The sequence below is a fragment of the Leclercia sp. 119287 genome, from assembly GCF_009734485.1.
GTDB classification, from domain to species: Bacteria; Pseudomonadota; Gammaproteobacteria; order Enterobacterales; family Enterobacteriaceae; genus Enterobacter; species Enterobacter adecarboxylatus_C.
On record NZ_CP046445.1, the window covers coordinates 4,128,209 to 4,145,487 of the forward strand.

Annotated in this window: 16 protein-coding genes and 1 riboswitch; of the genes, 7 read left to right on the forward strand and 9 right to left on the reverse strand. The window is 58.4% G+C overall.

What is annotated here, in order from left to right; translation table 11 throughout:
* Positions 1–24: 24 nt before the first annotated feature.
* From yqiA to nudF, 4 genes are read right to left on the reverse strand one after another with little or no spacing between them, the layout of a single operon-like run.
* Positions 25–606, reverse strand: a complete 582-nt coding sequence (gene yqiA, locus GNG27_RS19785) for an esterase YqiA (protein ID WP_142487116.1) — start codon at positions 604–606, stop codon at positions 25–27.
* Positions 606–1,433, reverse strand: a complete 828-nt coding sequence (gene cpdA / locus GNG27_RS19790) for a 3',5'-cyclic-AMP phosphodiesterase (protein WP_156264647.1) — start codon at positions 1,431–1,433, stop codon at positions 606–608. The genes yqiA and cpdA overlap by 1 nt, the downstream gene beginning before the upstream one ends.
* A gap of 27 nt (positions 1,434–1,460) precedes the next feature.
* Positions 1,461–1,883, reverse strand: coding sequence for a DUF1249 family protein (locus GNG27_RS19795; RefSeq protein WP_032614182.1), 423 nt, complete (start codon positions 1,881–1,883; stop codon positions 1,461–1,463).
* Complete coding sequence (gene nudF / locus GNG27_RS19800) at positions 1,880–2,512, reverse strand: ADP-ribose diphosphatase (RefSeq protein WP_156264648.1); 633 nt, start codon at positions 2,510–2,512, stop codon at positions 1,880–1,882. The genes GNG27_RS19795 and nudF overlap by 4 nt, the downstream gene beginning before the upstream one ends.
* Before the next feature lie 203 nt (positions 2,513–2,715).
* On the opposite strand from nudF, the gene tolC reads away from it, so the two are divergent.
* The 3 genes from tolC (at position 2,716) to GNG27_RS19815 (ending at position 6,149) form a co-directional block, all read left to right on the forward strand.
* Positions 2,716–4,137 carry an outer membrane channel protein TolC gene (gene tolC / locus GNG27_RS19805; protein ID WP_156264649.1) on the forward strand — a complete coding sequence of 474 codons (1,422 nt, stop codon included), beginning with the start codon at positions 2,716–2,718 and terminating at the stop codon, positions 4,135–4,137.
* Positions 4,138–4,311: 174 nt separating this feature from the next.
* Positions 4,312–4,986 carry a DUF1190 family protein gene (locus tag GNG27_RS19810; protein WP_142487120.1) on the forward strand — a complete coding sequence of 225 codons (675 nt, stop codon included), beginning with the start codon at positions 4,312–4,314 and terminating at the stop codon, positions 4,984–4,986.
* A gap of 2 nt (positions 4,987–4,988) precedes the next feature.
* Positions 4,989–6,149 carry a glutathionylspermidine synthase family protein gene (locus GNG27_RS19815; protein WP_156264650.1) on the forward strand — a complete coding sequence of 387 codons (1,161 nt, stop codon included), beginning with the start codon at positions 4,989–4,991 and terminating at the stop codon, positions 6,147–6,149.
* Positions 6,150–6,228: 79 nt separating this feature from the next.
* Here GNG27_RS19815 and ygiD read toward each other — a convergent pair whose 3' ends face one another.
* Complete coding sequence (gene ygiD / locus GNG27_RS19820) at positions 6,229–7,017, reverse strand: 4,5-DOPA dioxygenase extradiol (RefSeq protein WP_142487122.1); 789 nt, start codon at positions 7,015–7,017, stop codon at positions 6,229–6,231.
* Between the two features lie 196 nt (positions 7,018–7,213).
* Here ygiD and zupT point away from each other — a divergent pair, with 196 nt between their 5' ends.
* Positions 7,214–7,987, forward strand: a complete 774-nt coding sequence (gene zupT / locus GNG27_RS19825) for a zinc transporter ZupT (RefSeq protein WP_142487123.1) — start codon at positions 7,214–7,216, stop codon at positions 7,985–7,987.
* 42 nt (positions 7,988–8,029) lie between these two features.
* Here the strand turns inward: zupT and ribB are convergent, their stop codons facing one another.
* The gene (ribB, locus tag GNG27_RS19830) at positions 8,030–8,683 is read right to left on the reverse strand and encodes a 3,4-dihydroxy-2-butanone-4-phosphate synthase (protein ID WP_156264651.1); all 654 of its coding nucleotides are present in this window, start codon (positions 8,681–8,683) and stop codon (positions 8,030–8,032) included.
* A 104-nt stretch (positions 8,684–8,787) separates the two neighbouring features.
* A riboswitch (FMN riboswitch) is annotated at positions 8,788–8,938 on the reverse strand.
* A 120-nt stretch (positions 8,939–9,058) separates the two neighbouring features.
* Between ribB and GNG27_RS19835 the strand changes: the two genes are divergently transcribed.
* Positions 9,059–9,355 (forward strand): accessory factor UbiK family protein, encoded by a 297-nt coding sequence (locus tag GNG27_RS19835; RefSeq protein WP_142487125.1) that lies wholly within the window; start codon positions 9,059–9,061, stop codon positions 9,353–9,355.
* Positions 9,356–9,456: 101 nt separating this feature from the next.
* Here GNG27_RS19835 and hldE read toward each other — a convergent pair whose 3' ends face one another.
* From hldE to GNG27_RS19850, 3 genes are read right to left on the reverse strand one after another with little or no spacing between them, the layout of a single operon-like run.
* Positions 9,457–10,887 (reverse strand): bifunctional D-glycero-beta-D-manno-heptose-7-phosphate kinase/D-glycero-beta-D-manno-heptose 1-phosphate adenylyltransferase HldE, encoded by a 1,431-nt coding sequence (hldE, locus tag GNG27_RS19840; RefSeq protein ID WP_142487126.1) that lies wholly within the window; start codon positions 10,885–10,887, stop codon positions 9,457–9,459.
* A 40-nt stretch (positions 10,888–10,927) separates the two neighbouring features.
* Positions 10,928–13,786 (reverse strand): bifunctional [glutamate--ammonia ligase]-adenylyl-L-tyrosine phosphorylase/[glutamate--ammonia-ligase] adenylyltransferase, encoded by a 2,859-nt coding sequence (gene glnE, locus GNG27_RS19845; RefSeq protein WP_142487127.1) that lies wholly within the window; start codon positions 13,784–13,786, stop codon positions 10,928–10,930.
* 18 nt (positions 13,787–13,804) lie between these two features.
* The gene (locus tag GNG27_RS19850; protein WP_156264652.1) at positions 13,805–15,106 is read right to left on the reverse strand and encodes an inorganic triphosphatase; all 1,302 of its coding nucleotides are present in this window, start codon (positions 15,104–15,106) and stop codon (positions 13,805–13,807) included.
* A gap of 238 nt (positions 15,107–15,344) precedes the next feature.
* Here GNG27_RS19850 and GNG27_RS19855 point away from each other — a divergent pair, with 238 nt between their 5' ends.
* Both GNG27_RS19855 and GNG27_RS19860 read left to right on the forward strand, forming a co-directional pair.
* Positions 15,345–15,965 carry a TIGR04211 family SH3 domain-containing protein gene (locus tag GNG27_RS19855; RefSeq protein ID WP_106995850.1) on the forward strand — a complete coding sequence of 207 codons (621 nt, stop codon included), beginning with the start codon at positions 15,345–15,347 and terminating at the stop codon, positions 15,963–15,965.
* Between the two features lie 61 nt (positions 15,966–16,026).
* On the forward strand, positions 16,027–17,268 hold the full coding sequence (locus GNG27_RS19860; RefSeq protein ID WP_156264653.1) for a multifunctional CCA addition/repair protein: 1,242 nt from the start codon (positions 16,027–16,029) through the stop codon (positions 17,266–17,268).
* Positions 17,269–17,279: the final 11 nt, after the last annotated feature.

A 17,279-nucleotide genomic window follows, 5' to 3' on the forward strand; every position in this document is an offset into this window, starting at 1 on the left:
TAAACTAGCAATTCGCAGCGATTGTCAGAGGCTGTGCAGACCAAGAAAGTCGACAATCTGGGTGAAATGATCCTCAAAGCCCGTGAAGGCATGATTACCGCCCTCTTCTATAGTCTGGCGGCAGGAGGCGTAGTACGCCACCGCCTGGCGGTAATCCAGCACTTCATCACCCGTCTGTTGCAGCAGCCAGATAAGATCTGGCGCTTCCAGCGGATCAATCTGCATAACTTTGAGGTCGTAAATATGGCGTGACTCTAGCACATATTGCTGTCCGGTGTAGGGGTTCTCGTTGTGCCCCAGATAGCCCACCAGCAGCTCAAAAGGCCGTACCGCCGGGTTGACGACCACCGCGGGCACCATAAAGCACTGGGACAGCCAGGTGGCGTAGTAGCCGCCGAGGGATGACCCCACCACGCCAAAGGGCTCGCCGCCGTGCGCCAGGACAATCGCCTCCAGCATTTCGGCGGCTTCGGCCGGGTACGGCGGCAACTGAGGCACGATCATCTCGACGTGGGGATGATGCACCTCCAGCCACTGTCGAAACAGCGTCGCTTTAGCCGAGCGCGGGGAGCTGTTGAATCCGTGCAGATAGAGAAGCGCAGACATCAGTAGCCTTCTGACGCGGTATCCGGGCGGAACTGCGTGCTTTGCAGGCGGCAGACTTCGGTCGTTAACGAGCCGTCGGCATGCAGTTCCAGCCAGCGCCAGCCTGGGGCAATGGTGTCTAAAGTGAAGTTCGCGCAGTGCGGTTTGAACTGCACGCAGGTGGACGGCGTAGCCAGCAGGCGACGACCGTTCCAGTCGAGATCCAGCTCCTGGTGAATATGGCCGCAGAGTAAGTTATTAACCCGCGGGAATTTCATCAACACCTGATCGAGAGCGGCAGAGTTGCGCAGGCTGTGCTGATCGAGCCAGCTGCATCCTGCCGGCAACGGATGATGATGCAATAAAAGCAGAGTATGGCGCTCAGGATCGGCCGCCAGCTTTGCTTCGAGCCACTCCAGCTGAAACTCGCTCAGCTCGCCGTGCGGCACGCCGAAAACCTGGCTGTCGAGCAGCAGGATTTGCCAGTTGTCGCCCGAGTGGACCCGCTTCGCAGGGGAAATCCCCGCATCCTGAAGCGCGCTGTACATCGAAGGTTGAAAATCGTGATTACCGGGTAACCAGACGCAGGGCGCGTTAAAGCTCGCGATACCTTCAGCAAAATGCTGATAAGCCGCGGAGGTTTGATCCTGCGCCAAATCGCCCGTGGCGACAATCAGATCGCATTCGCGCTTCTGGGCATGAATGGCTTCCAGAACAGCCTGATAACTCTCCCAGGTATTAACACCCAACAGGGTTTCATGCTTTTTGGCAAACAGGTGAGTATCAGTAATTTGCAATACCCTGACTGGCGCCCCACCAGCAACAGTCAGGTTCAACAGGCTTTCCAAATGGTGTCCTTAGGTAGGTTTACGACGCTAACAAACCGGAATCGCCATTGCTCCATGTGCTAAACAATATCTTAGCCAGTCGGCTAAAAACTGGTTAATTTGATGCTTTTCGTCACGTTGATGCAACTTTTTATTTGGGTAATCATACCGCGCTTTAAAGCGGAAGATCTGCTGACTTGAACACACTTCAGCGACCATCGCGTCATGGTAGAGCCGCACCGTCATTGACGGCAGGCTCCAGTAGCTGATGGACGGCGCGGTTTGCTCAATTTCCACCAGCGTAGTGTAACGGGTTGATTCAACAATGGTTAACCGATACTGCGCGTTGCTCACCTGATAGCTCACTGTTTCACCGACCGCGTCGTTACGTGGCAGTAATCGGCGCAATTGTGCGAAATTGGTCTCGCACAGGCGCATCATTTCAGGGAAGTCAGGTGTATAACGCTTCATTTTTTCCACTCGTTTCGTAATTCCTGATAATGCAGCTGTAGCCATTGCAAAGCGATGACAGAAGCCGCGTTGTCGATTTTCCCCTCTTTTACCCATTGATAAGCCTGCTCCCGGCTTACCACATGAACACGAATATCTTCGTTTTCATCAACCAGACCGTGAATCCCTTGCGCGGTCGTGGCGTCCACTTCGCCAACCAGAACTGACAGGCGCTCGCTGGTGCCCCCGGGGCTTGCCAGATAGCTGGTGATCGGTTTTGTCCGACCAACGTCCAGCCCGGCCTCTTCTATTGCCTCGCGGCGGGCGACATCTTCCGGCGTTTCGCCCTCTTCGATCATCCCGGCCACCATCTCCAGTAGCCACGGGCTTTCGCTGGTATCCAGCGCGGCAATGCGGATCTGCTCTATCAGTACCACTTCGTCACGCACTGGGTCAAAGGGTAGCAAGACTGCGGCATGCCCGCGCTCAAAAATTTCGCGTCTGACTTCGCCACTCATTTCACCGTTAAACAAACGATGGCGAAAACGGTATAATTCCAGTGAAAAAAATCCGCTGTAGAGCGTTTCTCGTGCAATAATTTCTACATCGTTTTTTGTAAAAGTCACTGGCAACTTTTCTGGTTTATCCATGTTTGCATCCTGGTATAAATGGTGGCGTTAAGGTGAAATTCAATTCTGCTAAACTGCGGTTTCTACTACAGTATGGTAAATTGGTGCAAGTTACTGCCGCATGGCACGGAACGCCAACCTTTTGCAGTGGCGAAGTCTGCTAGAATCGGTAGATATTTTTTAATTAGATCAGCGCTAACTAAGCTTCACAACAAGGAAAGCAAATGAAGAAATTGCTCCCCATCCTCATCGGCCTGAGCCTGACGGGTTTCAGCGCGTTGAGTCAGGCAGAGGACCTGATACAGGTTTATAAGCAGGCACGTCTGAGCAACCCGGAACTGCGTAAATCCGCCGCCGATCGTGATGCTGCATTTGAAAAAATTAATGAAGCACGCAGCCCATTATTACCACAGCTGGGTTTGGGTGCCGACTATACCTACAATAACGGTTACCGGGATGCTAACGGCGTCGACTCTAACGTCACCAGCGGTTCGCTCCAGTTAACCCAGACGCTGTTTGATATGTCCAGATGGCGTAACCTGAGCCTGCAGGAAAAATCTGCCGGTATTCAGGATGTCACCTATCAGACCGACCAGCAGACGCTGATCCTCAATACCGCAACCGCCTACTTCAGAGTGTTGAGCGCGATCGATACGCTCTCCTACGTTGAAGCACAGAAACAGGCTATCTATCGTCAGCTCGATCAGACCACCCAGCGTTTCAACGTGGGCCTGGTGGCGATCACCGACGTGCAGAACGCCCGTTCGCAATACGATAATGTGCTGGCCAACGAAGTTACCGCGCGTAACGACCTGGATAACGCCGTCGAAGAGCTGCGTCAGGTCACCGGTAACTACTACCCGCAGCTGGCATCGCTGAACGTTGAGCACTTCAAAGCCGAAAAGCCGCAGGCGGTGAATGCCCTGCTGAAAGAGGCTGAAAACCGTAACCTCAGCCTGTTGCAGGCTCGTCTGAGCCAGGATCTGGCCCGCGAGCAGATTCGCCTGGCGCAGGATGGCCATCTGCCTACCCTGAGCCTGAGCGCCTCCAGCAGCATTTCTAACACCAGCTACAGCGGTTCCAGAACCGGCAATGGTCAGTACAACGACAGCGACGTTGGCCAGAACAAAATCGGCCTGAACTTCTCCCTGCCAATCTATCAGGGCGGCCAGGTCAATTCGCAGGTCAAACAGGCGCAGTACAACTTTGTGGGTGCCAGCGAGCAGCTGGAAAGCGCGCACCGCAGCGTAGTGCAGACCGTGCGTTCCTCCTTCAACAACGTGAACGCCTCTGTCAGCAGCATCAACGCTTACAAACAGGCCGTGGTCTCTGCCCAGAGCTCACTGGATGCGTCGGAAGCCGGCTACTCGGTGGGTACCCGTACCATTGTTGACGTGCTGGACGCGACCACCACGCTGTACAACGCTAAACAACAGCTCTCCAATGCGCGTTACAACTACCTGATCAACCAGCTGAACATCAAGCAAGCGCTGGGTACGTTGAACGAGCAGGATCTGGTGGCGCTGAACAGTTCATTAGGTAAGCCGATCTCCACTACGCCAGAAGCCGTGGCGCCGGAAAACCCACAGCAGGATGCCTCTGCTGACGGTTACACCGCCGCTGCTGCACGCACCACCAGCAACTGATGCTGCTACCCGGTCTGGGTTCACCAGGCCGGGTAAATCCTCTCAGTCCGACAAAAATACGTAAGCCAACGTAAAGATCCCCCAGTTTCGCCCCTGTCGCTTCAATTTCCACCACTCATCCTCTATTCTGAGCGTTATTTTCTGTGTTTTACCACTGGGTCCTGGAAGACAATTATGAAACGGACAAAATCCATTAATCACGCCTCGTTCCGCAAAAGCTGGAACGCGCGTCATTTCACCCCTGTCGCTCTGGCGCTGAGCGCCGCGTTTATGCTGGCAGGCTGTGAAAAAACCGACGAAACGGTTTCTCTCTATCAGAATGCCGATGACTGTGCGGCCGCTACCGGCAAAAGCGCGGAGTGTACTACCTCGTACAACAACGCTCTGAAGGAAGCGGAACGTACCGCGCCGAAATACGCCAGCCGTGAAGACTGCGTGGCAGAGTTCGGTGAAGGCCAGTGCCAGCAGGCACCGGCCCCGGCTCAGGCAGGCACCGCTCCAGCAGAAAACCAGGCGCAGGCACAGTCCAGCGGCAGCTTCTGGATGCCGCTGATGGCGGGTTACATGATGGGCCGTCTGATGAGCGGCGGCGCAGGCTATCAGCAGCAGCCGCTGTTCAGCTCGAAGAATCCGGCCAGCCCGGCTTACGGCCAGTACACCGATGCCAGCGGTAAAGGTTACGGTGCAGCCCAGCCAGGCCGCACCATGAACGTACCTAAGACCGCGATGGCGCCAAAACCGGCCACCACCAGCACCGTTACCCGCGGCGGCTTCGGTGATTCTGTTGCCAAACAGAACACCATGCAGCGTAGCGCGGCCGGTACCTCAACACGCTCTATGGGCGGCTGAGAATGGAACGAGTCAGTATTGTTGAGCGCCCGGACTGGCGCGAAAAAGCCACCGAATACGGTTTCAACTTTCACACCATGTACGGCGAGCCGTACTGGTGTGAAGATGCCTATTACCAACTGACCCTCACCCAGGTTGAAAAGCTGGAAGCGGTCACGGCAGAGCTGCATCAGATGTGCCTCAAGGTCGTGGAAAAGGTCATTGCCAGCGATGAACTGCTGACCAAATTCCGCATTCCGAAGCACACCTGGGGCTTTGTGCGTCAGTCATGGCTGACGCATCAGCCATCGCTCTACTCGCGCCTTGACCTGGCGTGGGACGGCGCCGGCGAGCCAAAGCTGCTCGAGAACAACGCCGATACGCCCACCTCGCTGTATGAAGCGGCCTTCTTCCAGTGGATCTGGCTGGAAGATCAGCAGAACGCGGGCCGTCTGCCGGAAGGCAGCGATCAGTTCAACAGCCTGCAGGAAAAGCTGATCGAACGTTTCGCTGAACTGCGCGAGCAGCACGGCTTCAATCTGCTGCACTTTGCCTGCTGTCGTGACACGGTCGAAGATCGCGGCACGGTGCAGTATCTGCAGGATTGCGCCGCCGAAGCGGAGGTCGCCACTGAATTTCTCTATATAGAAGATATCGGGCTGGGCGAAAAAGGTCAGTTCACCGACACCCAGGATCAGGTGATCAGTAACCTGTTCAAGCTCTATCCGTGGGAATACATGCTGCGCGAAGTGTTTTCCACCAAGCTGGAAGATGCGGGCGTGCGCTGGCTGGAGCCGGCGTGGAAAAGCATTATCTCCAACAAAGCCCTGCTGCCGCTGCTGTGGGAGATGTTCCCGGATCATCCGAATCTGCTGCCGGCGTACTTCGCGGAAGATGACTATCCGCAAATGGATAAGTACGTCAAAAAGCCGATTTTCTCCCGCGAGGGTGCCAACGTGTCGATTATCGAAAACGGTAATACCGTGGAAGCGGTAGAAGGCCCGTATGGCGAAGAGGGGATGATCGTCCAGCAGTTCTGTCAGCTACCGAAGTATGGCGACAGCTATATGCTGATCGGCAGTTGGCTGATCAACGATCAGCCAGCCGGGATTGGTATTCGCGAAGATCGGGCGCTGATCACCCAGGATCTGTCCCGCTTCTATCCGCATATTTTTGTGGAGTAGTTTGTGGTGCCGGGTGGCGGCTTTGCCTTACCCGGCCTACAAATCCACAGGCCCGGCAAGCGCAGCGCCACCGGGCGATTTACCCCACCTGCACCGACAACATACTCAAACTGCCCATCTCAATGCCATCCACCGGTATGGTAACAGGCTCCTTACCGTCCCACGCCCCCAGGATATAGAGCAGCGGCAGGAAGTGTTCCGCCGTCGGGTTCGAGAGCGAGCCGCCGTCGTGCGCCAGATAATTGACCAGCGGATGTTCTTCTGCCGCACCCTGCCAGTTCAGGTTCGTTTTCACGTAATCATTGAAGGACGTCGCCCACGGATAAGGCGTGTTTTCCCCGTGCCAGCGGGCGGTGCGCAGGTTATGCACCACGTTGCCGCTGGCCACCAGCATAATACCCTCATCACGCAGAGTCGCGAGCTTACGGCCCATCTCCAGGTGCCAGGCCGCAGGTTTGGTGCTGTCGATGCTGAGCTGCACCATCGGGATGTCGGCATCCGGGTACATCTTGATCAGCACGCCCCAGGAGCCATGGTCAAACCCCCACGCCTCTTTATCGAGGGTGACAGGGATCGGGGCCAGCAGATCTACCAGCTGCTGCGCCAGCGCCGGGGATCCCGGTGCCGGATAGTGCGTGTCGTACAGCGCCTGCGGGAAACCGCCAAAATCATGGATGGTTTTCGGCGTTTCCATGGCGGTGACGCCGGTTCCACGGGTAAACCAGTGTGCAGACACCACCACGATAGCCTTCGGACGCGGCAACGTCTCGCCCAGATGCCGCCAGGCGCGGGTGTAGACGTTATCTTCCAGCACGTTCATCGGGCTACCGTGACCCAAAAACAGCGCTGGCATACGAGATGAAGTCATGATGATATCCTTACACAAGGTGTCGATTTGATAGCTTTACCTTACCCGTAATCCGGATAAGATGAACTCAGATAACCATGATGAAGATCATCAGGAAATTTGAATGTAAGGGATCTGTAAAGGCGTCTGTACCCGCTCGCGTTACGCGCGTTTAGCCTTTAATATGAATGAGAATCATTATCATAAGGAGAGGTGAATGTCAGTTCCCCTGATTCTGACTATTCTTGCAGGCGCAGCCACTTTTATCGGCGCCATGCTCGGCGTACTGGGCCAGAAGCCCTCTAACCGGCTACTGGCCTTTTCTCTCGGCTTTGCGGCCGGCATTATGCTGCTTATCTCCCTGATGGAGATGCTGCCCGCTGCCCTCGGCACGGAAGGCATGTCGCCGGTGCTGGGCTACGGAATGTTTGTCATTGGCCTGCTGGGCTACTTTGCGCTGGATAAGATGTTACCCCACGCGCACCCGCAGGATCTGATGCAAAAAGGCAGTCAGCCGCTGCCCGGTAACCTGCGACGCACCGCGCTGCTGCTGACTCTGGGCATCAGCCTGCATAACTTCCCTGAGGGCGTCGCCACCTACGTGACTGCCAGTAATAATCTGGAGTTGGGTTTTGGTATTGCGCTGGCGGTGGCGCTGCACAATATCCCCGAGGGGCTGGCGGTGGCGGGCCCGGTTTATGCCGCTACCGGCTCCAAGCGTAAAGCGGTGTTCTGGGCGGGTATTTCCGGCATGGCGGAGATCGCGGGCGGCGTGCTGGCGTGGTTGATCCTCGGCAGCCTGATTTCGCCGGTGGTGATGGCAGCCATTATGGCGGCGGTGGCAGGGATTATGGTGGCGCTGTCGGTGGATGAGCTGATGCCGCTCGCCAAAGAGATCGACCCGAACAACAATCCCAGCTATGGGGTACTGTGCGGAATGTCGGTGATGGGGCTCAGTCTGGTGCTACTCCAGACGGCAGGAATTGGCTAAAAAAAAACGCCGGGTTAACCCGGCGTTTTTTATGATGCGTTATCAGCTGGCTTTGCGCTCGTGCGCCTGGCGGTACGCCACCAGATCTTCGATGGTGACCACAGCCATGTTGTGTTTGCCGGCAAATTCGATGCACTCCGGCGCGCGCGCCATTGAGCCATCATCATTGGTCAGTTCACAGAGCACACCGGCAGGCTTGAAGCCGGCCAGGGTCACCAGGTCGATGGTCGCTTCGGTGTGGCCGCCGCGAGTCAGAACGCCGCCCGGCTGCGCGCGCAGCGGGAATACGTGGCCCGGACGGTTCAGGTCAGAAGGTTTTGCGCCATCGGCAATGGCTGCACGCACGGTGGTCACGCGGTCAGCAGCAGACACGCCGGTGGTCACACCGCTGGCCGCTTCGATGGTCACGGTAAAACCGGTGCCATAGGCGCTGGTGTTGTTCTCTACCATCATCGGCAGTTCCAGCTGCTTACGGCGATCTTCGGTGATACACAGGCAAACAATACCGCTGCCGTGACGGATGGTCAGCGCCATCTGCTCAACGGTCATGGTTTCGGCGGCGAAAATCATATCGCCTTCGTTTTCACGGTCTTCATCGTCAAGCACCATCACGCCGCGACCTTCGCGAAGCGCAACAAGCGCGTGTTCTACACGGTCAGCAGAGGTGCCGAAAGAGGAAAGGAGCGTCTGATTCATGGTAAAAAAACCTCATTAATATTATGGTTACCAGAATCAGGGCAGTCTTAGGAGCGCCGTAGTACGGCAAAAAAATAACGTGAGCGGGCCTCGCCCGGCTGGTTCGTTACTCTCTCCCATCCGGACTTTAACCGTCGGCCCCGGAATTACACCGGATCTGCTGACCTTTGAGTTTGCACCCAAAGCGCTCGCGGGCTTTCAGCGTAGCGCTGATTTACCGCCGGTGGGGAATTTCGCCCCGCCCTGAGAATAAGCGGGATAACTATAACGCTAATGATTATGTTCGGCAACGCATAAGCTTCACACAATTCTGGTTTAAGGATCGCGGTTACGCGCTACAATGGTCGTTAACACCTTTTCTTCAAGGGAACTACCATGATCGACCCAAAAAAAATTGAACAACTTGCCCGCCAGGTCCATGAATCCATGCCGAAAGGCGTACGTGAGTTTGGTGATGATGTTGAGAAGAAGATCCGCCAGGTGCTGCAGTCGCAGCTGATGCGTCTGGATCTGGTCAGCCGTGAAGAATTTGACGTGCAGACGCAGGTGCTGCTGCGTACCCGCGAGAAAATCGCCCTACTGGAACAGCGTCTGACCGAGCTGGAAAACCGCAGCGTCGTTGACGAAGTGAAACCGGCTCCGGCAATCCCACCGGTGGATGATGAAGCATAAGTGCAGCCTGTAATGCCCGGTGGCGCTTCGCTTACCGGGCCTACACACCGCACGATCTGTAGGCCCGTGCAAGCGTAGCGCCGCCGGGCATTTACAGACGACTACTGACTGTCTTTCTGGATCTTCTTAATGATGTTGGTGGTTGAACACCCGTCCTCAAAGTTGAGCACCATCACTTCTCCGCCGTTGGCCCACACCTCTTCGCTACCGGCGATCTGTTCAGGCTTGTAGTCTCCGCCTTTGACCAGCAGATCCGGCAGGATCCCGGCAATCAGGCGCTGCGGCGTGTCTTCCTCGAACGAGACCACCCAGTCCACCGCTTCCAGCGCGCCGAGTACGATCATGCGCTGCTCAAGCGGGTTCACCGGCCGGGTCTCGCCTTTCAGGCGTTTGGTGGAGGCATCGCTGTTGACCGCCACAATCAGACGGTCGCCCAGCTTGCGCGCGTTCGCCAGATAAGAGACATGGCCCGCGTGCAGAATGTCGAACACGCCGTTGGTCATCACCACTTTCTCGCCACGCTTACGTGCCGCGGCTACCGCCACTTTCAGCTCCTCTTCGCTCATCACGCCAAAACCGGTATCGGCGCGACCGCGTACCGCGTTTTCCAGTTCGATAGGTGAAACGGTAGAGGTCCCCAGCTTACCCACCACCACGCCTGCGGCGGCATTGGCAAAGTAGCAGGCCTCTTCCAGCGTATTACCCGCGGCCAGGGTGGCTGCGAGCACGCCGATAACGGTATCACCGGCACCGGTGACGTCATACACTTCCTGCGCCTGGGTTGGCATATGCAGCGGCGCTTTGCCCGGCTGCAGCAGGGTCATCCCCTGCTCGGAGCGGGTCACCAGCAGCGCGGAGAAGTCGAAATCGGCGATGATCTTCATGCCGCGCTCAACGATCTCATCTTCGGTTTTGCATTTACCCGCCACGGCTTCGAATTCGGACAGGTTCGGCGTGAGCAGCGTTGCCCCGCGATAGCGCTCGAAGTCGGTGCCTTTCGGGTCGATCAGCACCGGTACACCGGCAGTACGCGCCAGCGTAATCATCTGCTGCACGCTGGCCAGCGCCCCTTTGGCGTAATCGGAGAGCACCAGCGCGCCGATGTTACCCAGCGCCTGGTTGATGCGCTCGTGTAGCGGCTCAGGATCCACGCCTTCAAAACCCTCTTCAAAGTCGAGGCGGATCAGCTGCTGGTTACGCGACAGCACGCGCAGCTTGGTGATGGTCGGGTGCGTCGGGACAGAAACAAAATCACATTTGACGTTCACATCCGCCAGCGTCTTGCTCAGCGCCCGCGCGGCGTCGTCGATGCCGGTCAGCCCCACCAGACGCGAATGCGCGCCGAGAGAAGCAATGTTCATCGCCACGTTTGCCGCGCCGCCAGGACGCTCTTCAATGGTATCCACCTTCACCACCGGGACCGGGGCTTCCGGGGAAATGCGGCTGGTTGGCCCATACCAGTAGCGATCCAGCATCACATCGCCAACCACCATAACTCCAGCACGTTCAAACTCTGGCAGTGTTACTTTCATTCCTGACTCCAGAAAGATTCACAATTTGCGCGCGATAATATCACACTTGTTTTGTTACGCACGGTTCCACCAGCCACTTCTGCCAGCAGGCCCGCACCAGCTCTCGCTCGGCGTTAAAACAGTCGAGCGGCAGATGACCCGGCTGCTCCTGCAGGGCCAGATGGTGCAGCTCATCGCGCAGGGTGGTGTAGGCGCGGGTCAATGCCAGCGCCTCGTGCTCGTCCATAATGTCGTTTTGCGCCAGCAGCTCCAGAATGCGCACGTTATCCGACCAGCGGGTGAGCTTCGGCTTGCTGTGGGCGTCACGCAGCACCAGATACTGGGTGATAAATTCAATGTCGGTAATGCCGCCCTCGTCGGCTTTGATATCAAAGCGATCGCGGTGTTTATTTCCCAGATGGGCGCGCATCTTCTCGCGCATCTCGCGCACTTCGGTTTGCAGCGTCGGCCCCTCGCGCGTGGCGGTGAGCACGTCGCGGCGAATGGTATCAAACTGCGCTTTCAGCTGCGGATCGCCATACACCACCCGGGCGCGCACCAGAGCCTGATGCTCCCAGGTCCAGGCCTCATTCTGCTGATAATCCGCGAAGGAATCGGTAGAGGTAACCAGCATCCCCGCCGCCCCGGACGGCCGCAGACGGGCATCCACCTCATACAGAATGCCGGACGAGGTGCGGGTGCTGAACAGGTGCATGATGCGCTGGGCGAGGCGCAGGTAGAACTGACGGCCGTCGATCTCGCGCTCGCCGTCGGTCATCACATCCACCGGGCAGTCGTGCAGGAAGATCAGATCCAGATCGGAGCTGTAGCCCAGCTCCCAGCCGCCCAGCTTGCCGTAGCCCACCACCGCAAAACCGCGTCCTTCGCGATCGGCCAGATGCTTCGGCTGGCCGTAACGGGCCACCATCTGCACCCACGCCTGATGGACTACCGCATCGATAATCGCTTCCGCCAGCCATGTTAAGTGATCGCTCACTTTCATCACCGGCAGCGTCCCGGAGATATCCGCCGCCGCCACGCGCAGCAGCTGCGCCTGCTTAAACTGACGCAGCGCCTCCAGCTGCTGCTCTTCGTCCTCTTCCGGCACGCGCAGCAGATACTGGCGCAGCTCATCGCGATAGGCGTCGGTCGCCGTCGGCTGGTAAAGGGTGTTGGGATCGAGCAGCTCGTCCAGCAGCAGCGGATAGCGCGCCAGCTTGCTGGCAATCATCGGCGAGGCAGCGCAGAGCGAAATCAGGTGCTTGAGCGCACCCGGGAACTCGCTGAGCAGCTCCAGATAGGTGGTACGGGTGATGATCCCACTCAGCAGCGGGGTCAGACGCGACAGCGGCACCGGGGCATCGGCCCGGGAGCAGACGTCGCTGAGCAGATGCGGCATCAGGTGATCCAGCACCTGGCGACCGCGTGGGCCAATGGCGCGCTTGTTCAGCTCAAGGCGGAAATCAGCGATCAGCGCCACTACCCGATGGCGATCGTCATCGCTGAGGTGGGTCAACACCGGGGTGGTGTCGTCCTCCTGCAGCGCATCCTGCCACAGCTCGCGCCAGTGCTCGGACAGCGCATCGTCCTGGGATTCGCTCTCGTCGTCGCCGATCAGATCGTTAAATATGCGGCGCACCGCCGCCATGTGCGCATCCAGCGCGTCGATCAGCGCCTGCCAGTCGTCCAGGCGCATCCCCCAAGCGAGGCGGGCGCGGTTAAGCTCATCCCCCGGCAGGGTCTGGGTCTGTTCGTCATTAATGCTCTGGAGCAGGTTCTCCAGCCGCCGTAAAAAGAGGTAGGCCTCGCGCAGGATCCGGTCATCGCCTTCCGGCAGCAGGTTCAGCTGGGCGATGGCGGCCAGGGTTGGCAGCAGGGAGCGGGACTGCAGCGAGGGCTCGCGCCCGCCGCGGATCAGCTGGAACACCTGGACGATAAACTCGATCTCGCGGATGCCGCCCGCCCCCAGCTTGATGTTGTCTTTCAGGCCGCGACGCCGCACTTCCCGGGCAATCATTCCTTTCATGTTGCGCAGCGACTGAATGACGCTGAAATCAATGTAACGACGGAAGACGAACGGGCGCAGCATGGCGCGCAGCTCGTTGGCATACGCATCGCCGGTATCGCCCATGATCCGCGCCTTCACCATCGCGTAGCGTTCCCAGTCGCGCCCCTGCTCCTGGTAATAATCCTCCAGCGCGGCAAAGCTCAGCACCAGCGGGCCGCTGTCGCCGAACGGGCGCAGGCGCATATCCACCCGGTAGACAAAGCCGTCCTGGGTTGGTTGATCCAGGGCCTTAATCAGCCGCTGCCCCAGCCGGGTGAAGAACTGGGCGTTATCCAGCTCGCGACGTCCGCCGCGAGTGGCCCCCTTCTCCGGCCAGGCGAAGATCAGATCGATGTCCGAGGAAAAATTGAGTTCGCCGCCGCCCAGTTTGCCCATGCCTAAAATCAGCAGCGGCTGCGGGGTGCCGTCCTCGCTGCACGGGGTGCCCCATTCGCGGCAGCAGGCGTCGTACAGCCAGTCGCGGGCGGCGACGATCAGCGTCTCAGCCAGGTGACTTAACTGCTGCAACGTGCTCTCTTCACTCACCAGCATCAGCGCCTGCGCCCAGGCGATGCGCACCATCACCCGTCGACGGAACTGGCGCAGCGCGCGCATCAGCGCGGTTTCATCGCTGATTTCCGCCAGCGCGTCCTGTAACCACTGCGCGTAGTGCTGCCACTCGTCCGCCTGGGGTGGCGAAGCCTCAAGCTCCGCCAGCCAGTCAGGATGGGCGGTAACGCTCTCCTGCACAAAGTCGCTGAAGGTCAACACCTGGCGGGCCTGATCGCTTAACGACGAGGCGGGTAATGCTTCCGGCAGACGCTCACATACCGTCTGCCACTGCTGCTGTAAGGGTGAAGAAAGCGGCATCATGGGGGTTCCTTGCCTGCGTTAACGTTTTCCGCTGTGCAGCCAGAATGGCTCCTGCGAAATGGCTTCGTTGCGGAAATGCTCAATTTCAATGTGCTGGCGGGTCTTGATGGCATACAGCAGCCCTTGCCAGTTCTCCAGCCATGCGCGGGCGACCGGTCCGTCATAGGCCCCTGCCAGCAGCAGAATGCTGTCGACGTTACGCGCCAGCCGGATCAGCTGATCGCCATACTGATCGCCCAGCGGATGCCCGAAAATGGTTTTCAGTTCAGCGGCGTGACGGGACAGGTGGATGTCGGCGAAACGCTTGAAGTTTTCCGCCATTTTGGTCTCCCCCTTCGCATCGAGGAAGCTGCGCCAGCCGCGGGTCACCAGGAACTCGGTGAGCGCCAGCTTAGCGATAGCGGTTTGCGGGCTGTAGACCGCCGTCTCGGCAGAAACGTCAGAGGCCATCAGGGCGTCGGCCTGGGTCAGCAGATCGCGTAAGTGAGCACTCGCTTTACGCGGCACAATGCCGCCGAACAGCGTCAGGCTGTGACGCACCAGCGCCATCGCCGCCAGCACCTGATCTTTTGCGCCTTTCACGCCGCGGATCCACAGCTCTTCGTGGTATTGCCACTGGCTCAGCGCCAGCTCCAGCGAGGCTTCAAAGCCCTGCTCGACGGAGGATTTCGGCGCGACGCGCAGAATGTCGGTCGGTTTCAGGAGGCGTGGCGCGTTGCCCTGGGCCAGATGATAGCCGCGGGCGGCTTTGCTCAGGCTGCCCTGACGCAGGCCGCTCTGGGTCACCAGCTTGCGGGCCAGCTTCAGCACGTCATCGGCGTGGCCTTCCAGCAGCTCAAGCTCCAGCTCGCAGATCGGCTCCTGGAACTCGCCCGCTTTTACTTCACCCAGGTCGAGGGCGATTTCGATCCGGCTTTTACCTTCGTTCACCAGCCACTTCTCGCGCCAGAAATCGGTGCTGAACAGCGGGCTGACGCTCTCCGCCAGCCCGTCTGGCAGCCCACCTTCCGGCCACACTTCCGCCGGGAAGCGCGCCAGCTCCAGCTCGGGCTGGCCAATCTCAATATTGTATTCCGGGCGCTGATGCAGGCCGCCGACCACGCGACCGCCGATTTTCATGGTCATCTCATAACGCCCGTCCACGCCGCGGATGCGCAGACCCCGGTCGTGACGGCGCAGCCACAGGTCCTGGGTTTCGTAATAGATGTTGAGCAGCTGCACCGGCGCGTGATGCTCGCCGTTCAGCTGATGCAGGTGATTTCGCAGCGCGTCAACGCTGCCGCTTTCAACGATAAACTTTAATTCGATTTCCTGAGCCATGGCCTTGTTCTTTTGATTGCAACATCGCGGGGTAAATTACGGCGAACTTACTCGCCACTTTTTTGTCAGTAGATAGTATTTTGCGCCAGATTGCCACGCAATGGGCAATTTGACGGGCGTAAAGTTTGCTACAGTGGCCATCAGGGCACAGAGGATTCCGAATGCTGACGAATCCTTTGAGCCTGAAGACTGTTTCCACTAATATCGTTCCACTTTTTATGAAAATAACGACTGCCTGATGCCTAAATTACGCCTGATCGGACTGACATTACTTGCTTTAAGCGCCGCGACCGTGGTCCACGCAGAAGAGAAGCGCTACGTTTCTGACGAACTGAACACCTGGGTACGCAGCGGTCCGGGTGACAATTATCGCCTCGTGGGTACGATTAATGCCGGCGAGGAAGTGGTGCTGTTGCAGAGCAATGCGGAATCCAACTATGGCCAGGTACGCGACAGCAGCGGCCGTACCGCCTGGATCCCCCTGAAAGAGCTTAGCACCGACCCGAGCCTGCGCACCCGTGTGCCGGATCTGGAAAACCAGGTCAAAACCCTGACCGACAAGCTGACCAATATCGACGCCACCTGGAACCAGCGCACCGCTGAAATGCAGCAGAAAGTGGCCCAGAGCGACGGGGTGATCAACGGCCTCAAAGATGAGAACCAGAAGCTGAAGAACGAGCTGATCGTCGCCCAGAAAAAGGTGAGCGCGGCCAACCTGCAGCTGGATGACAAACAGCGCACCATCATCATGCAGTGGTTTATGTATGGCGGCGGCGTGCTGGGTATGGGTCTGCTGCTGGGTCTGGTGCTGCCACATCTGGTGCCGAGCCGTAAACGTAAAGACCGTTGGATGAACTAAGTCGCCATCTCTGCCACACTTACGTATTATTTTGCCAATATTTGATACGGGAGAGTGTGGCGTGAAGATTTATCTGGTCGGTGGTGCGGTTCGTGATGCGTTGTTAGGTCTGCCGGTCAAAGATAAAGACTGGGTGGTGGTGGGAGCCACTCCTCAGGCCATGCTCGATGCGGGTTACCAGCAGGTAGGCCGCGATTTCCCTGTCTTTCTGCACCCGCAAAGCCGTCAGGAGTACGCCCTGGCGCGTACCGAGCGCAAATCCGGCGTCGGCTATACCGGGTTTATCTGCCATGCCGACCCTGATGTCACCCTCGAAGACGATTTGCAGCGCCGGGATCTGACCATCAACGCCCTCGCACAGGATGAAAACGGTCATATCGTCGATGCTTACGGCGGTAAACAGGATCTGCAAAACCGCATCCTGCGTCATGTGTCCCCTGCCTTCTCGGAAGATCCGCTCCGCGTCTTGCGCGTGGCGCGCTTTGCTGCCCGCTATGCCCATCTGAGCTTCCGCATTGCCGACGAAACCATGGCCCTGATGACGGCGATGACCGACGCGGGCGAGCTGGAACACCTTACGCCTGAGCGCGTGTGGAAAGAGACCGAGAATGCGCTCACCACCCGCAATCCGCAGGTTTACTTCCAGGTACTGCGCGACTGTGGGGCGCTCAAAGTGCTGTTCCCGGAAGTGGATGCGCTGTTCGGCGTGCCTGCCCCGGCGAAGTGGCACCCGGAAATTGACACCGGCATCCATACCCTGATGACCCTGAGCATGGCGGCGATGCTGAGCCCCGACGTGGACGTGCGCTTTGCCACCCTCTGTCACGACCTCGGCAAGGGCTTAACACCACCCGAACTGTGGCCGCGCCATCACGGCCACGGCCCGGCCGGCGTCAGGCTGGTTGAAAAAGTCTGCCAGCGCATGCGGGTGCCGAACGAGATCCGCGATCTGGCAAAGCTGGTCGCCGAGTTCCATGACCTGATCCACACCTTCCCCATCCTCAAACCGGCCACCATCGTCAAGCTGTTCGACAGCATCGACGCCTGGCGTAAGCCGCAGCGCGTGGAGCAGATCGCCCTGACCAGCGAAGCCGACGTGCGCGGGCGCACCGGGTTTGAAGCCAGCGACTATCCGCAGGGGCGGTTGCTGCGCGAAGCCTGGGCGGTGGCGAAAGCCGTGCCGACCAAAGCGGTGGTCGAGGCCGGATTTAAAGGGCCAGAGATTCGGGAAGAGTTAACGAAACGGCGGATTCAGGCGGTAGCGGACTGGAAGGAACAGCGTTGCCCTCAGCCAAAAGACTGAGGGCAATCGGT

Bases quoted from the DNA above. Each gene is read 5' to 3' on its own strand.
- yqiA (WP_142487116.1), bottom strand. From the start codon at position 606: ATGTCTGCGCTTCTCTATCTGCACGGATTCAACAGCTCCCCGCGCTCG.
- GNG27_RS19795 (WP_032614182.1), bottom strand. From the start codon at position 1,883: ATGAAGCGTTATACACCTGACTTCCCTGAAATGATGCGCCTGTGCGAG.
- nudF (WP_156264648.1), bottom strand. From the start codon at position 2,512: ATGGATAAACCAGAAAAGTTGCCAGTGACTTTTACAAAAAACGATGTA.
- tolC (WP_156264649.1), top strand. From the start codon at position 2,716: ATGAAGAAATTGCTCCCCATCCTCATCGGCCTGAGCCTGACGGGTTTC.
- GNG27_RS19810 (WP_142487120.1), top strand. From the start codon at position 4,312: ATGAAACGGACAAAATCCATTAATCACGCCTCGTTCCGCAAAAGCTGG.
- GNG27_RS19815 (WP_156264650.1), top strand. From the start codon at position 4,989: ATGGAACGAGTCAGTATTGTTGAGCGCCCGGACTGGCGCGAAAAAGCC.
- ygiD (WP_142487122.1), bottom strand. From the start codon at position 7,017: ATGACTTCATCTCGTATGCCAGCGCTGTTTTTGGGTCACGGTAGCCCG.
- zupT (WP_142487123.1), top strand. From the start codon at position 7,214: ATGTCAGTTCCCCTGATTCTGACTATTCTTGCAGGCGCAGCCACTTTT.
- ribB (WP_156264651.1), bottom strand. From the start codon at position 8,683: ATGAATCAGACGCTCCTTTCCTCTTTCGGCACCTCTGCTGACCGTGTA.
- GNG27_RS19835 (WP_142487125.1), top strand. From the start codon at position 9,059: ATGATCGACCCAAAAAAAATTGAACAACTTGCCCGCCAGGTCCATGAA.
- hldE (WP_142487126.1), bottom strand. From the start codon at position 10,887: ATGAAAGTAACACTGCCAGAGTTTGAACGTGCTGGAGTTATGGTGGTT.
- glnE (WP_142487127.1), bottom strand. From the start codon at position 13,786: ATGATGCCGCTTTCTTCACCCTTACAGCAGCAGTGGCAGACGGTATGT.
- GNG27_RS19850 (WP_156264652.1), bottom strand. From the start codon at position 15,106: ATGGCTCAGGAAATCGAATTAAAGTTTATCGTTGAAAGCGGCAGCGTT.
- GNG27_RS19855 (WP_106995850.1), top strand. From the start codon at position 15,345: ATGCCTAAATTACGCCTGATCGGACTGACATTACTTGCTTTAAGCGCC.